Below are 14,452 nucleotides of genomic sequence, written 5' to 3' on the forward strand. Positions count from 1 at the left end.
GTAGCGTCGCGCCGCCCTGAGCCCCCATCAAGGACATGCCGATGACCCCATCTGCCCGCATCACCGGAGCGCTGCTCGCCTTCCTCGCCGCCACCCAGGCCCAGGCCGCCCCCGATCCCCGGCCCGACGCCTACAACCTGCTCACCCACAACGCCTTCTTCCTCACCCCGCTGCCGTTCACGTTCAGCTGGAGCAACCAGGATCGCGCCCGGCTGATGACCCGCGCCGACTACCTGGAAGAGCGCGACCTGGTGATCTTCAACGAACTGTTCGACAACGCCGCCTCCGACATCCTGCTGAGCGGCCTGAAGGACCGCTACCCGCACCAGACGCCCGTGCTCGGCCGCTCCACCGCCGGCTGGGACGCCACCACCGGCAACCCCACTGCCAACCTCGAGGACGGCGGCGTCGCCATCGTCAGCCGCTGGCCCATCGCACGCCGGGTGCAACACCTCTACCGCGATGCCTGTGGCGCCGACCGGCTGGCCAACAAGGGCTTCGTCTACGTCAAGGTGCTGCGCGGCGAGCGCCCCTTCCACGTCATCGCCACCCACACCCAGGCCGCCGACAGCGCCTGCCCGGATGGAGGCCGTGCCGTGCGGGAAAGCCAGTTCAGGGAAATGCGCGCCTTCATCGACCGCGAAAACATCCCCGCCAACGAAGTGCTGTTCATCGGCGGCGACCTCAACGTCATCCGCGGCAGCGACGAATACCCGCACATGCTGGCCCAGCTGGACCTGCGCGAGCCCGACAGCTACGCCGGTGCCTCCGCCACCTTCGACACCCGGCGCAACGGCGTCACCGGCTACCAGTACCCCTACAAGGACAACGGCCCCGGCAAGGCGCCGAGCAACCCGCCGGAGTACCTCGACTACATCCTGGTCTCCAACCGCCACGGCCAGGTGTCCTACTGGCACAACCAGGCGCTGGACATCCCCTCCCCGCGCTGGAGCGCCAGCGACGGCGTCAACACCTGGTACTACCAGGACTACTCCGACCACTACCCGGTGGCCGCCTTCACCTACGCCGACCCGCTGCGCACTCCGCAGCAGGCCTACAAGCCCACCGACAACCGCTACGCCCGCGTGGTGCTGCGCAGCCTGGACAACGGCAACGCCTTGCGCACCGGGGCAAAGGCCACCAACTGGGTCACCGTCACCGGCAACGGCCGCGACGACGCCAGCACCTTCAGCCTCAATGCCTGGGACCACTTCGCCAGCTTCTGCGTACGCAACGGCGACTACGTCACCCTGGAATCCCGCGCCTACCCCGGCTACTTCCTCACCTGGTACGAACACGGTGCCGGCAAATGGGGCTACTACCCCGCCGCCGGCAAGCCCTCGCGGCACCTGCGCGTGCAGATCGACAACGACCAGGGGCAGTGCCTGAAGGACGGCGACCAGGTGGCCTTCATCGACTACAGCGGGCAACGCCCCCTGCCCGGCCACGACTACTACCTGAAGATCTGGCCCGACGGCGCCTGGAAGGACCACCTGTTCCTCTGGGGCAACGCCCAGGACGGCAGCCGCTTCCGTGTGGAAGTAGCCCCCACCGCCGTCCATGAGGACTGGCGCAGCAAGCTGCGTTTCTGAACCAACGTGCATTGCAGCGTAGGTGGGGAACAGATCGCAGCGATAGTGAAGTACGGAACTTGCGACCTATGTAAAGACTGGGAACAGCGCATGCCCGCACATCCGTCACTAGGACAATTCCACAAACTAGAACGTAAGAAATGACACGAAAGAAAAGCTTAGCAGCCGCTACACCGTACAGAGAAAATTCAAACCAACAATAAAAGCACCAGAACACAATCGGAACTTCTAAAGCCTTCCCTAAACGAAGAAAAACCACTTATCACTAACTGGCTTTTCTTCTACTAAAAACCTAAGAATTCTTACGACATGCTCAAACTGCGCCCTTGGCGTAACACCATGACTCTAAAAATAGCGACAATACCACCAAACATCAAACCAAATAAAAACGCCATAGAGATGATTAGGATTTTTCTTGGCTTTTCAGGCTGCTGAGGTTCCGTTGCAGGTTGATCTACTCGTACTATCTGTAACTTAGAAAGATCGACTTTAAGCCCTTCGAGCCGCGCTTGTTCGCCACGCAGCTTTACGAGATTCTCAAAAAATAGCTCCTCATTATTTCGCTGTTTTAGGATATCAATCTGGCGATTATTCTGCAGAAGGCTAAGCTCCTTTTGGATCTCAGCAATACGCGGCTCAATGAAATCATCCGAGCGACGAGCTTGAAGAACCGAGCGTTCTGATTTCAGCGCCTCGCTGCCCATAAAGTACAAGGGAAACTGCTGATTATTCACCTCGGTACGGATTACACTACCCCGCACTTCACGGGAATTTTCGCCCAAAGCAGAGGGTGTTGTCGGCTTGGAAATACCAAGCTTTTCAGCAATCTGAATAGCCTCATCCAGCTGTTTAATACGATTCTGACGGCGTAGCTTCAATTCCTGCCGCAAGACCCTCAACTCATCTTTCAACTGACTTCGCCGCAATTGATCAGCTTCAGTTAGAGAAGCAATACGTGATTCTTTATCTGCTTCGTAACGTGCTCTCTCAGTTGAAATTTTACGTTGCAACTGCGACAAACGATTATTAAGAACAACCTCAAAATCATCTTGAACACGCTGGCGCTCTTGCTCAATAGCGGCAAGTACTAGACCATTAACGATAGCAACTCCGTTTAAACCCTCTGGATAAACCAAACTGACGCCCTTAAACGGACTCGCATCGCTCCCCTTTTTTGGATCGGCGCTAAACATTGACAGACCTTCGCGGCTAAAGCGTTCCATAGAGCGCTCCAGCGGCTCATCGTCTTGCCTAAGGGATTTGAACAGATCGGGATTGGCCTGAAAATATTTCATACGAAGACTATAAGACTCAAGCGCATCACCAACATTGCGCAACGCCTCTTCCGGTGTCAACGTATACAATTTCGAATTATTCAATTCATCTAAATCTTTCAAAGATGCCAATCGAACCACACTTTCAGCCTTATAGTAAGGCGTCACAACAAATACATAAATAGAAGCTATAATAGTTATTATAACAGCCACAGCAAAAGCAATTAACTTCTGCCTCCATAAATCCTGAAACAAAACAAGCAAATCCACCTCACCATTGGTTTTCTCGGATCTAAATATCGGATGATTCATTCTTAATTTCCACGAAGCGCAACTAGAAAGAGCGGAGTTCCGGCTCAGGGGCCCTTACAAAATTTGACCCTCATTACCTAAACCATGCCATTAAAAAGCAAAGCACCCAAGGAACAAGACCACCGCTGGAAATTATTTCTGCTTAGCACCTGAGCGCAAAGCAAAACCCTGCCCTGTAAAGGCAGTGAGAGGATGGAAACGGTGTGAACATCTTGACTCCGAAAGACCATAGCCAAGCCTTACTCAGGGCACTGGGCGCTAGCACTTTAACACAGACTAAATCGATAGATTTGAAGTTTATTTTCGCAATAATCTTTGGTGTGTGTTTGTACTCCTCTGACTAGAAAAAGCAGTACTACCCTACTCAAACACCGTCAGTCGACACATGCTATAAGGCACCCAAAAGGGCAAGGTCGGGATGGTACAAAATTGCATCTAAGATCCTCAACAAATGGAGCTACCTTAGAGGGGAGGTACATGATTGATTAGCAGTATCAGTGGGCTTTGAAAACCACTACGACCAGCACCCCCACCTCCACCAGCTCCACCAGCGCCCCGGCGGTGTCGCCAGTGGTGCCGCCCAGCCGGCGCATCAGGCCGCGCCGCCACCCGGCGAACACGGCCAGGGCCGCCGCCAGCGACACCAGCGCCACCCAGCCGAACACCAGGCCCAGCAGCGCGTGGGCGCCCAGCACCCAGGGCAGAGTCTGGCGCGGCAGGTGCTCGGCCAGGGCCTGGCCCAGGCCGCCCGGGCGCACGTAGGGGGTGGTCATGAACAGCAGCGGCAGCAGGCCGCGCGCCAGCCAGGGCGCCAGCAGCAGCGCAGCGATGGGGCCCTGCTCCAGCAACGCCACCAGCGCGGCGAACTTCAGCAGCAACACCAACACCAGCACCACCACCGCGATGGGGCCGCTGCGCGGGTCCTTCATGATCGCCAGAGTGCGCTCGCGGTCGCCGTAGCCGCCGACCCAGGCGTCCGCCGTATCGGCCAGGCCATCCAGGTGCAGGCCACCGCTCAAGGCCACCCAGGCGGCCAGCAGCAGCGCCGCCTTGAGCAGCAGCGCGGTATCCCCCAGCAGCCACTCCAGGCCGAGCAGCAACAGGCCGAGCAGCACGCCCACCAGCGGGTAGAACAGCAGCGAGCGACCGATCTGCTGCGGCTCGGGCATGCCCGGCAGGCGCACCGGCAGGCGGGTGAGGAACTGCAGGGCAATCAGCAACGGCGTCATGGAAGCACGATCCGTTGCAGCGAGGCGTGGGGCACTTCGACGCTCATCAGTTGCTGCCGAGGCAAGCCCAGGGCCTGCGCCAGCAACAGGCGGATCACCCCGCCATGGCTGACCACCAGCACCGGCCCATCGCCGCCCTCCAGCAGCCGCTGGCGGGCCGCCAGCACCCGTGCCTCGAAGGCCTCCAGCGGCTCGCCGTTGGGCGGGGTGAAGGCATAGGGATCGTTCCAGAAGGCACCGAGCCCGTCGGCGTCGGTTTCCATCAGCTCGGCCGCGCTGCGCCCCTCCCAGTCACCGAAGTGCAGCTCGCGCAGGTCCTCGTCGAAGGCCAGGGGCAGCGCCAGCCGCTCCGCCAGCTCACGGGCGAAGGTGGCGCAGCGCTGCAGCGGCGAGCTGACGATCCGCGTCCAGGGCCCGGCGCCTTCCACGGCCGCCCGCATCTGCGTCCAGCCGGTGGCGGTCAGGGCATCGTCGAGGCTGCCGCGAAAGCCACCCCCGCGCTCCGTCTCGCCATGGCGCAGCAGGTCGATGACCCGGCTCATGCCGGGCGGTCCGAGACGGCCGCCTCGGCGAAGGTGGCCATGCCGCCGTGCAGCTCGCAGGCCAGGCGCAGCAGCGGCAAGGCCACCGCCGCACCACTGCCCTCGCCCAGGCGCAGGCCCAGGTCCAGCAGCGGCTCGGCACCCAACGCCTCCAGCACCGCCAGGTGGCCCGGCTCGGCCGAACGATGGGCGAACAGCAACCAGGGGCGGCACGTGGGGTTGAGGCGCACGGCACACAGCGCGGCAACGCTGCAGATGAAGCCGTCCACCAGCACCGGGATGCCGCGCTGGGCACAGGCCAGGTAGGCGCCCGCCAGGGCCGCCAGCTCGAAGCCGCCCAGGCGCCGCAGGGCCTCCAGCGGGGCCTCGCAGTGAGCCCGGTGCAGGGCCAGGGCCTGGTCGATCACCTGGGCCTTGCGCTGCACGCCCGCCGCGTCCAGGCCGGTGCCGGGGCCCGCCAGGGTGGTGGCGGAGGTGCCAGTCAGGGCGGCGGCCAGGGCGCTGGCAGTGGTGGTGTTGCCGATGCCCATCTCACCGCCCAGGTACAGGTCGGCGCCTTCGGCACGGGCACGTTCGGCGCTGTCACGGCCGGCCGCCAGGGCGGCGTGGCACTGGGCCTCGCTCATCGCCGGGCCCTGGGCGAAGTTCGCCGTGCCCGGCCCGAGATTCAGGTGCAGCACACCGGGCAGTGGCTCGATGGGCACGGCGGTGCCCAGGTCCACCAGTTCCAGCGGTGCGCCCTGGGTGCGGGCCAGCACGCTGATGGCGGCGCCGCCGCGCACGAAGTTGCGCAGCATCTCGCCGGTCACCGCCTGGGGATAGGCCGACACGCCCTCGGCCACCACGCCGTGGTCACCGGCGAACACGGTGAACCAGGGCCGCTCGATGCGCGGGCGCTCTCGGCCCTGCAGGGCGGCCAGGGTCACGGCCACGTCCTCCAGGCGGCCCAGGGCGCCACGGGGCTTGGTCAACTGGTCCTGCCGGGTGAGGGCCAGGTCGCGGGCGGAGGCGTCTTCGGGTTGGCAGGCGGCCAGCCACCAGGCGTCGGTGTTCATCAGGAAGCTCCCTTCAACAGCATGGGCAGGCCGGCGACGGTGAAGGTCACGCGGGTGCAACGCTCGGCCAGGGCCTGGTGCAGCCAGCCCGCCTCGTCCACGTAGCGCCGGGTCAGTTCACCCAGGGGCACCACCCCCAGGCCGGTTTCATTGCTCACCAGCAGCACGCGGCCGGGCAGCTCGGCGATGCAGGCCAGCAGCGCATCGCGCTCGGCGGCCAGGCGTGCCTCGTCCTCCAGCATCAGCAGGTTGGTGAGCCAGAGGGTCAGGCAGTCCACCAGCAGGCAAGTGCCGGCACTGGCGTGCTCGCGCAGCACGCGGGCCAGTTCCACGGGCTCCTCCACCAGGCCCCAGTGGTCGGGCCGGCGGGCGCGGTGATGGGCGACGCGGGCGCTCATCTCGCCATCCAGCGGCTGGCTGGTGGCGATGTACACCACCGCCAGGCCGGAGTCGGCCGCCTGTCGTTCGGCCAGGCGGCTCTTGCCCGAACGGGCGCCGCCGAGGATCAGTTCAGCCATGGGCAGGCTCCAGGCCGCAGAGGCGGCGCAGCAGGTCGGTGTCCAGGTGGCGCTCGACCTGATCGGCCAGGCGCTCGATGTCGCGCTCGCGCAGGGCCGGGTAGTCCACGTCCTGCACCTGCTCCAGGCCGGCCCAGCGCAGCAGCGCCTCGCGGGCCTCGGCGCCCTCGAACAGGCCGTGCAGGTAGGTGCCGAGCACCTGGCCGTCCGGGCTCAGGGCGCCGTCGCAGCGGCCATCCTCCAGCTGGGCGACGGGTCGCTCCAGGGCCGGGCCCTGGCTGACGCCGGCGTGGATCTCGTAGCCGCTCACCGGCACGTCGCCCAGGCTCAGGCGGCCGCGCACGTTGCGCAGTTGCTTCTCCGGCTCCAGCACGGTGTCCAGTTCCAGCAGGCCGAGGCCCTCGCTCTCCCCCGCCGGGCCTTCCAGGGCATGGGGATCGGCGATGCGCCGGCCGAGCATCTGGTAGCCGCCGCAGATGCCCAGCACCTTGCCGCCGTAGCGCAGGTGACGGGCCAGGGCGCGGTCCCAGCCGTGCTCGCGCAGCCGCGCCAGGTCGGCGCGCACGCTCTTGGAGCCGGGGAGGATGACCAGGTCCGCCGGTGGCAGCGGCTGCCCCGGAGCAACGAAGGTGAGCTGCACCTGCGGGTGCAGGCGCAGGGGGTCGAAATCGGTGTGGTTGCTGATGCGCGGCAGCACCGGCACCGCCACCCGCAGCACCTCGCCGGTCTTGTCGGCCTGGCGGCGGTCGATGGCGTCCTCGGCCTCCAAGTGGAAGTCGGTGAGGTACGGCAGCACGCCGAGCACCGGCTTGCCGGTGCGCTGCTCCAGCCAGTCGAGGCCGGGTTGCAGCAGGGCGATGTCGCCCCGGAAACGGTTGATGACGAAGCCCTTCACCCGCGCCTGCTCGCTGTCCGAGAGCAGCTCCAGGGTGCCCACCAGGTGGGCGAAGACGCCGCCCCGGTCGATGTCGGCGATGAGGATCACCGGGCAGTCCACTGCCTCGGCGAAGCCCATGTTGGCGATGTCGTTGGCGCGCAGGTTGATCTCCGCCGGGGAGCCGGCGCCCTCCACCATCACCACCTGGTAGCCCGCCTGCAGACGCTGGTGGGAGGCCAGCACCGCCTGCAGGGCGACCTTCTTGTAGTCGTGGTAGGCCACGGCGTTCATCGAGGTGACGGCGCGCCCGTGGATGATCACCTGGGCACCGGTGTCGCTGTTGGGCTTGAGCAGCACCGGGTTCATGTCGGTGTGCGGCGCCAGCCCGCAGGCCTGGGCCTGTACCGCCTGGGCGCGGCCGATCTCGCCGCCGTCGGCGGTCACCGCGCTGTTCAGCGCCATGTTCTGCGGCTTGAACGGCACCACCGCCACGCCCTGGCGCTTGAGCCAGCGGCACAGCGCGGTCACCAGGGTGCTCTTGCCGGCGTCGGAGGTGGTGCCCTGCACCATGAGGGTGGTCATGCGAACTCCTGGTTGAAGCCGGCCAGCGTCTCGTCGAGGCGGCGCCAGCCGGCCTCGTCCGGCGGCAGGCCGAAGCGCAGGCTGGGCGGTGCGATGAACAGCCGGGTGAGGATGCCCCGCGCCGCCAGGTATTCGTGCAGCACCTTGGCGTGGGGCATGGCCACCCACTGGAACAGCGCGCAGCCGCCGGTGGGCACCAGGCCGTGGCCGGCCAGCAGGGCTTCCAGGCGCTGCCCGTCGGCCAGCAGGCGTTCGCGCTGCCGGGCCTGGCCGGCGCGGTCTTCCAGCAGGCCCCGGGCCAGCGCGCGGGCCGGGCCGCTGACGGTCCAGGGACCGAGCAGTTCGTCCAGCTCGCCCAGCAGCCGCCCCTCGGCCAGCACGAAGCCCAGGCGCAGGCCGGCCAGGCCGAAGAACTTGCCGAAGGAACGCAGCACGATCAGCCCCGGCAGGTGGCTGGCAGTGGCCAGGCTCTGCTCCGGGGTGACGTCCATGAACGCCTCGTCCACCACCAGCCAGCCACCGCGCTCGGCCAGGCGGCCGTGCCAGTCCAGCAGCAGGTCCGGGGTGAAGCGTTGCCCGGTGGGGTTGTTGGGGTTGACCACCAGCAGCACGTCGAGGCGGTCCACGGCGCGGCGGGCGCCGGCTTCGCTGATCTCTTCGAGGCGGTGGCCTTCACGGCGCCAGGCGGCGGCATGTTCGGCGTAGCACGGCGAGATGATGCCTACCTGGCTACGCTTGCGCAGGCGCGGCAGGGCCTGGATCGCCGCCTGGGAGCCGGCCACCGGCAGCAGCCCGCAGGCGCCGTAGTAGTCGCGGGCGGCGTCTTCCAGGCCGTCGTCCCGCTCGGGCAGGCGGGCCCAGGCCTGGGCGGGGATCGGCGGCAGGGTCAGGCCGTAGGGGGCGATGCCGGTGGAGAGGTCCAGCCAGTCGCCTTCGGGAATGCGATAGCGCTGCGCGGCGAGGCGCAGCCGTCCGCCATGTTCAAGCAAGGAGCCACCCTCCGACGATCAGTACGGCGACCCAGAGCATCACGCCCTGGCGCACCAGGTCCATGCCGCGCTGGATGTCGGCGGCGCGGGCGGGCTCGCCCTCCCCCAGGTGCGGCCGCTCGTGCAGCTCGCCGTGGTAGATCGCCGGCCCGCCCAGTTGCACACCCAGCGCGCCGGCACCGGCGGCCATCACCGGGCCGGCGTTGGGGCTGTCCCACAGCGGCGCCTGCTGGCGCCAGCACTGCACGGCCAGCGCCGTCTTGCCGAGCACGGCGTAGGTCAGCGCCACCAGGCGCGCGGGGATGTAGTTGAGGAGGTCGTCGATGCGCGCCGCCGCCCAGCCGAAGCGTTCGAAGCGCGCATTGCGGTAGCCCCACATGGCGTCGAGGGTGTTGGCCAGGCGGTAGAGCACCACGCCCGGCGCACCGGCCACGGCGAACCAGAACAGTGCGGCGAACACCGCGTCGCTGCCGTTCTCCAGCACCGACTCGGTGGCGGCGCGGGCCACGGCGCTGGCGTCCAGCTCGCGGGTGTCGCGGCTGACCATGTAGCCGACCCGCTCCCGCGCGCGGGCCAGGTCGCCCTGCTCCAGCGCCTGGGCCACCGGCTCGGCGTGTTCGTTGAGGCTGCGCAGGCCGACGGCGGCATACAGCGCCAGCACGCTGACCACCCAACCCAGCCCGGGGAGGTCGGCCAGCAGCCAGACCACCGCCGTCGGCGGCAGCACCGCCAGCAGCCAGGCGCTGACGCCGTGGCTGCGCCAGCCGCGTCCGCCCGGATTGAAACGACGCTCCAGGCGCTCGGCCCAGCGGCCGAACAGCACCAGCGGGTGGCCGCGACGGGGCTCGCCGAACAGGGCGTCCAGCAGCAGTGCGACCAGTGTGGTCAGGCCCAGGCTCATTGCGTGTGTCCCCAATGGTTCTCGAACAGCAGATCACTCAGCGGGCGCGGCTGCGCCCAGCCTTCCAGCGCCAGCATCGGCGCCGGGTAGAAGGCTTCCACCGGGCCCAGGCAGAGCACCGCCAGGGGCTTGCTGCCGGGCGGCATGCCCAGCAGGTCGGCCAGGGCCTGGGGCTCGAACAGCGAGACCCAGCCCATGCCCAGCCCTTCGGCGCGGGCGGCGAGCCAGAGATTCTGAATGGCGCAGGCCAGCGAAGCCATATCCATTTCCGGCAGGGTGCGTCGCCCGAAGACATGGGCTTCGCGCCCGTCCATCAGGCCGGCCACCAGCAGCTCGGCGCAGTCGAGGATGCCCTCCACCTTCAGCCGCATGAATGCGTCGGAACGCTCGCCCAGGGCCTCGGCGGTGCGCACCCGCTCCGCTTCCACCAGGCCATGGATGGCCTCGCGCAGCGCCCGGTCGCGGATGCGGATGAAACGCCAGGGCTGCATCAGGCCGACGCTGGGCGCCTGGTGGGCGGCCTCCAGCAGCCGCGCCAGCAGCTCGGGCGCCACCTCGCCGCCGGCGAAGTGGCGCATGTCGCGGCGCTCGGCGATGACCCGGTAGATCGCCTCGCGGTCCTCGGGGCGGTAGGCGTGGTCGCTCATGGACGCAGCAGCTCCGCAGCCGCCCGGGGGTTGGACGGCAGGTAGAAGTGGATGTACGAGGCGGTCAGCCGGCCGATGCGGTACACCGCCTCGGCCACCGGCTTGTCGTTGGGGCACAGGCCGCGCACCAGCGGCGCCTCGGGGGACTCCAGCAGCGAGTGGTGGAAGGTGTGCCCGCGCAGGGTGCCTTCCGGCAGCGCGGCTTCCTGCAGGGCCAGGGCGGCCAGGCGCTTCTGCATCACCGCGCGGCCGGGCAGCAGGCCCAGCAGCTCGGCGGACTGGCCGGCGGCATCGGTGAGCGCCTCCAGCAGGTAGAGCATGCCGCCGCACTCGGCGAGGATCGGCTTGCCGGCCTGGTGGTGGGCGCGGATGGCGGCGGCCATGGCCGGGTTGCCGGCCAGCTGCGGCAGGTGCAGCTCCGGGTAGCCACCGGGCAGGTAGAGGCTGTCCACCGCCGGCAGCTCGGCGTCCACCAGGGGCGAGAAGAATACCAGCTCGGCGCCCAGGCGCTGCAGCAGGTCGAGGTTGCCCTGGTAGAGGAAGGCGAAGGAGGTGTCACGGGCGACGCCGATGCGCACGCCCTCGAGCCAGGGCTCCAGGGGTTCGGCTGCCGGCGCGGCGAAGGCCACGGCGGGCGGCAACGCCACTTCGGCGCTGGCGGCCAGGGCGTCGGCGGCGGCGTCCAGGCGGGCGTCCAGGTCGGCCAGCTCCTCGGCCTGCACCAGCCCCAGATGGCGGCTGGGCAGCTCCACCTCGGCACTGCGCGGCAGGGCGCCGTACCAGCGGATCCAGTCCGGCAGGCTGTCGCGGATCAGGTCGCTGTGGCGCTGGCTGCCGACGCGGTTGCCGAGCACGCCGGCGAACGGCAGGTCCGGCTGGTAGGTGGCCAGGCCCACGGCCAGGGCGCCGAAGGTCTGGGCCATGGCGGCGCCGTTGATCACCCCCAGCACCGGCACGCCGAAGTGCCGCGCCAGGTCGGCGGCGGACGGCGAGCCGTCGAACAGCCCCATGACGCCCTCGATGAGGATCAGGTCCGCTTCCCCTGCTGCTTCCCACAGCAGGCACCGGCTCTCGGCCTCGCCGATCATCCACAGGTCCAGCTGGTAGACAGGGTGGCCGGAGGCGCGGGCGAGGATCATCGGGTCGAGGAAGTCCGGCCCGCACTTGAACACTCGCACGCGCCGGCCCTGGCGGGCGTGCAGGCGTGCCAGGGCGGCGGTGACGGTGGTCTTGCCCTGGCCGGAGGCGGGGGCGGCGATGAGCAGCGCGGGGCAGGTGCGGGTCATCAGAACTCCACGCCTTTCTGGGCCTTCACCCCGGCCTTGAAGGCGTGCTTGACCAGGCTCATCTCGGTGACGGTATCCGCCGCCTCGATCAGCGCCTCGGGCGCGCCCCGGCCGGTGGCGACCACGTGCTGGTGCTCGGGACGGGACTCGATGTCGCGCAGCACCTCGTCCAGCGCCAGGTAGCCATGCTTGAGGGCGATGTTCAGCTCGTCGAGCACCACCAGGCCCACCTCGGGGTCGTCCAGCAGCTCACGGGCCACGGCCCAGGCGGCGCGGGCCTTGTCGATGTCGCGCTGGCGGTCCTGGGTGTCCCAGGTGTAGCCCTCGCCCATGACGTGGAAGCTCACCTCTTCGGGGAAGCGGCGGAAGAAGGCCTCCTCGCCGGTGGACATGCCGCCCTTGATGAACTGCACCACGCCCACCTTGAAGCCGTGGCCAAGGGCGCGGGCGACCATGCCGAAGGCGGAGCTGCTCTTGCCCTTGCCGTTGCCGGTGTGCACCAGCAGCAGGCCGTACTCGTCCTGGGCCTGGGCGATTTTCTCGTCGATCAGGGCTTTCTTGCGCTGCATGCGCGCCTTGTGGCGCTGGTCGCGTTCGGGGGATTCGCTCATGGGAGTCCTCGGTTCGGGGCCGACGCGGGCGCCGGCGGAAGGATGCGCAGTTTACGCCGGGTGCGGCGGCGGCCCGAAGGCTTTTCCGCCGCACCCGGCAAGGATGTTCAGGGGTTACAGGGCCTGGTAGCGGACGCTGAAGTAGACGGCCTGGCCGGGCTGGTTGAAGTCCTTGGCGGTCTCGTAGTCAGCCGCGAAGAGGTTGCTGACCTTGGCTTGCAGGCGCCATTCCTCGTTCAGCCAGTACTCGCCACGCAGGTCGAGGGTGGCGAAGCCGGCCAGGCGGTCGTCGTTGGCCACGTCGTCGAAACGCCGCCCTTCGGCGTGCAGGGTGGCGCCCAGGCCGACGGCACCGATGCGCCGGTCCAGGTCCAGGTTGAACACCTGCTGGGCACGACGTGGCAGCTGCTTGCCGTGGTTGCCGTCGTGGGCGCGGTTGACGCTGTCGAGCAGGGTCAGGTTGGCGTTCCAGTCCCAGCCGAGCCAGCGGCTGCCGAGGCTCAGCTCGGCGCCGTCGATGCGCGCCTTGCCGATGTTGTTGGGGCCGCCGAAGGGGCCGGTGCCGGCCTGGGCATCGTGGACGATGAGGTCGTCGACGTGGGTGCGGAACAGGTTGGCCGACCAGTGCCCCCAGTCGTGTTCGCCGCTCAGCGCCGCTTCGAGGCTTTCGGAGGTCTCGGCCTTGAGCCTGGGGTTGCCGTAGTCGGGGTAGTACAGCTCGTTGAAGGTGGGCGCCTTGAAGGCAGTGCCGTAGCTGAGGCTGAAGCGCAGCGCCTTGCTGAGGGCGTAGCCCCAGGCGGCGCTGCCGGTGTCGTGGCGGCCGAACTGCTGGTTGTCGTCGCGGCGCAGGGCGAGCTGCCAGTCATGCCGGCCGGCTTCCCCCAGGTACTGGGCGAAGGTGCCCCGATTGAGGCGCGAGTCGCGGTCGAAGCGGGTGGAGCTGTCCACCTCGTCCTGCTGCCAGTCATGGCCGATGCTGAAGGTGTGGCCCTCGGCCAGGGTGAATTCGTTGAGCCAGGAGGCGGTGTCGCGGCGGGTGTCGAAGCGCGAGTCGAACTGCCCGCCGGCCTCGGTGCGCGACAGGTCTTCGCTGCGCCCGGCCTGGAGGGTGATGCCCCAGGGCTCCACCGGGCTGAAACGGGCGCGCCCGCCGATGACGCGCTGCTCGTTGTCGGCGTTGGCATTGCGGCCGCCGCCGGGGCTGGACCGCGACACCAGGTCCAGGTCGGTGTGGGCCTTGGCCCGCAGCAGGGTGCCATCCAGTTCCAGGCCGTTGTCGAAGCGGTAGCCGGCGCGCAGGTTGCCGGAGAGGTTGCGGTAGCCGTCGGCGTCGCCCTCGTGGTAGCTGCTGCGCGCGCGGGTGGCGTCGATGCCGTCGCTGTCCTGGCTGCTCATGCCCAGGCTGTACCAGCCCTGCTCGCCGCCGCCGCTGACGCCGGCACTGCCCTGGTAGCTGTCGTGGGTGCCGTAGCCGGCGGAGAACCAGGGCTTGGCGGTGCCGTCGCCGCTGCCCTGGCGGGTGAAGATCTGGATCACTCCGCCGATGGCTTCGGAGCCGTAGAGGCTGGAGCGCGGGCCACGGACCACCTCGATGCGCTCGATCAACTCCACCGGCAGGTCCTGGAAGGCAGCCAGGCCGTTGCTGGCCGCGCCGATCTTCACCCCGTCCACCAGCACCAGCACGTGGTCGGACTCGGCGCCGCGCATGAACAGCGTGGTGTTCTTGCCGGGGCCGCCGTTGTTGCTGAGGGTGACGCCGGGCACCTGGCGCAGCAGCTCGGGCACCGAGTGGGCCTGGCTGCGCTCGATGGCGTCGCGGTCGATGACGGTGGTGGCGGCCAGGCTGGCGCGCACTGGCTGCGAGGTGCGCGTGGCGGTGACGCTCTGGGGCGCCAGTTCGAGGGGCTCGCCATGGGCCGGCAGAACGGCACCGAGGCCGAGCAGCATCCATGTGGCGGATGCCCGGGATACGGGGGACTGCATGTGGGGTCTCCGTCGCGCCACCCGCGCGACTCCAGGGATGGATGCATGGCCGTG

At 67.9% G+C, this 14,452-nt stretch carries 13 protein-coding genes; 1 reads left to right on the forward strand and 12 read right to left on the reverse strand.

Annotated features, from left to right (window positions below):
• Positions 1-41 precede the first annotated feature (41 nt).
• Positions 42-1,592 carry a sphingomyelin phosphodiesterase gene (gene sph / locus PotMrB4_RS20390; protein ID WP_172434331.1) on the forward strand — a complete coding sequence of 517 codons (1,551 nt, stop codon included), beginning with the start codon at positions 42-44 and terminating at the stop codon, positions 1,590-1,592.
• Positions 1,593-1,894: 302 nt separating this feature from the next.
• On the opposite strand, the gene PotMrB4_RS20395 is transcribed toward sph, so the two are convergent.
• The 12 genes from PotMrB4_RS20395 to btuB form a co-directional block, all read right to left on the reverse strand.
• Positions 1,895-3,178, reverse strand: a complete 1,284-nt coding sequence (locus PotMrB4_RS20395) for a Wzz/FepE/Etk N-terminal domain-containing protein (RefSeq protein WP_172434332.1) — start codon at positions 3,176-3,178, stop codon at positions 1,895-1,897.
• Positions 3,179-3,672: 494 nt separating this feature from the next.
• Positions 3,673-4,407, reverse strand: a complete 735-nt coding sequence (locus PotMrB4_RS20400) for an adenosylcobinamide-GDP ribazoletransferase (RefSeq protein ID WP_172434333.1) — start codon at positions 4,405-4,407, stop codon at positions 3,673-3,675.
• A complete protein-coding gene (gene cobC, locus PotMrB4_RS20405; RefSeq protein ID WP_172434334.1) occupies positions 4,404-4,949 on the reverse strand; it encodes an alpha-ribazole phosphatase family protein in 546 nt (181 codons plus the stop codon). The genes PotMrB4_RS20400 and cobC overlap by 4 nt, the downstream gene beginning before the upstream one ends.
• The gene (gene cobT / locus PotMrB4_RS20410; protein ID WP_172434335.1) at positions 4,946-6,004 is read right to left on the reverse strand and encodes a nicotinate-nucleotide--dimethylbenzimidazole phosphoribosyltransferase; all 1,059 of its coding nucleotides are present in this window, start codon (positions 6,002-6,004) and stop codon (positions 4,946-4,948) included. Before cobT ends, cobC begins: the two co-directional genes overlap by 4 nt.
• Positions 6,004-6,522: a bifunctional adenosylcobinamide kinase/adenosylcobinamide-phosphate guanylyltransferase gene (cobU, locus tag PotMrB4_RS20415; RefSeq protein WP_069564179.1), complete on the reverse strand. Its 519-nt coding sequence runs from the start codon at positions 6,520-6,522 to the stop codon at positions 6,004-6,006. The genes cobT and cobU overlap by 1 nt, the downstream gene beginning before the upstream one ends.
• Positions 6,515-7,981: a cobyric acid synthase gene (locus tag PotMrB4_RS20420; RefSeq protein ID WP_172434336.1), complete on the reverse strand. Its 1,467-nt coding sequence runs from the start codon at positions 7,979-7,981 to the stop codon at positions 6,515-6,517. Before PotMrB4_RS20420 ends, cobU begins: the two co-directional genes overlap by 8 nt.
• Entirely contained in the window at positions 7,978-8,970 is a 993-nt protein-coding gene (gene cobD, locus PotMrB4_RS20425; RefSeq protein WP_172434337.1) for a threonine-phosphate decarboxylase CobD, read from the reverse strand. The genes PotMrB4_RS20420 and cobD overlap by 4 nt, the downstream gene beginning before the upstream one ends.
• The gene (gene cbiB, locus PotMrB4_RS20430) at positions 8,963-9,871 is read right to left on the reverse strand and encodes an adenosylcobinamide-phosphate synthase CbiB (protein ID WP_172434338.1); all 909 of its coding nucleotides are present in this window, start codon (positions 9,869-9,871) and stop codon (positions 8,963-8,965) included. The genes cobD and cbiB overlap by 8 nt, the downstream gene beginning before the upstream one ends.
• Entirely contained in the window at positions 9,868-10,518 is a 651-nt protein-coding gene (gene bluB, locus PotMrB4_RS20435) for a 5,6-dimethylbenzimidazole synthase (RefSeq protein ID WP_172434339.1), read from the reverse strand. Before bluB ends, cbiB begins: the two co-directional genes overlap by 4 nt.
• Positions 10,515-11,804: a cobyrinate a,c-diamide synthase gene (locus tag PotMrB4_RS20440; protein WP_172434340.1), complete on the reverse strand. Its 1,290-nt coding sequence runs from the start codon at positions 11,802-11,804 to the stop codon at positions 10,515-10,517. The genes bluB and PotMrB4_RS20440 overlap by 4 nt, the downstream gene beginning before the upstream one ends.
• Positions 11,804-12,415, reverse strand: coding sequence for a cob(I)yrinic acid a,c-diamide adenosyltransferase (cobO, locus tag PotMrB4_RS20445; protein WP_069559716.1), 612 nt, complete (start codon positions 12,413-12,415; stop codon positions 11,804-11,806). Before cobO ends, PotMrB4_RS20440 begins: the two co-directional genes overlap by 1 nt.
• A gap of 114 nt (positions 12,416-12,529) precedes the next feature.
• On the reverse strand, positions 12,530-14,362 hold the full coding sequence (gene btuB / locus PotMrB4_RS20450) for a TonB-dependent vitamin B12 receptor (RefSeq protein WP_172435130.1): 1,833 nt from the start codon (positions 14,360-14,362) through the stop codon (positions 12,530-12,532).
• Between the last annotated feature and the right edge of the window lie 90 nt (positions 14,363-14,452).

The organism is Metapseudomonas otitidis, from assembly GCF_011397855.1.
GTDB classification, from domain to species: Bacteria; Pseudomonadota; Gammaproteobacteria; order Pseudomonadales; family Pseudomonadaceae; genus Metapseudomonas; species Metapseudomonas otitidis.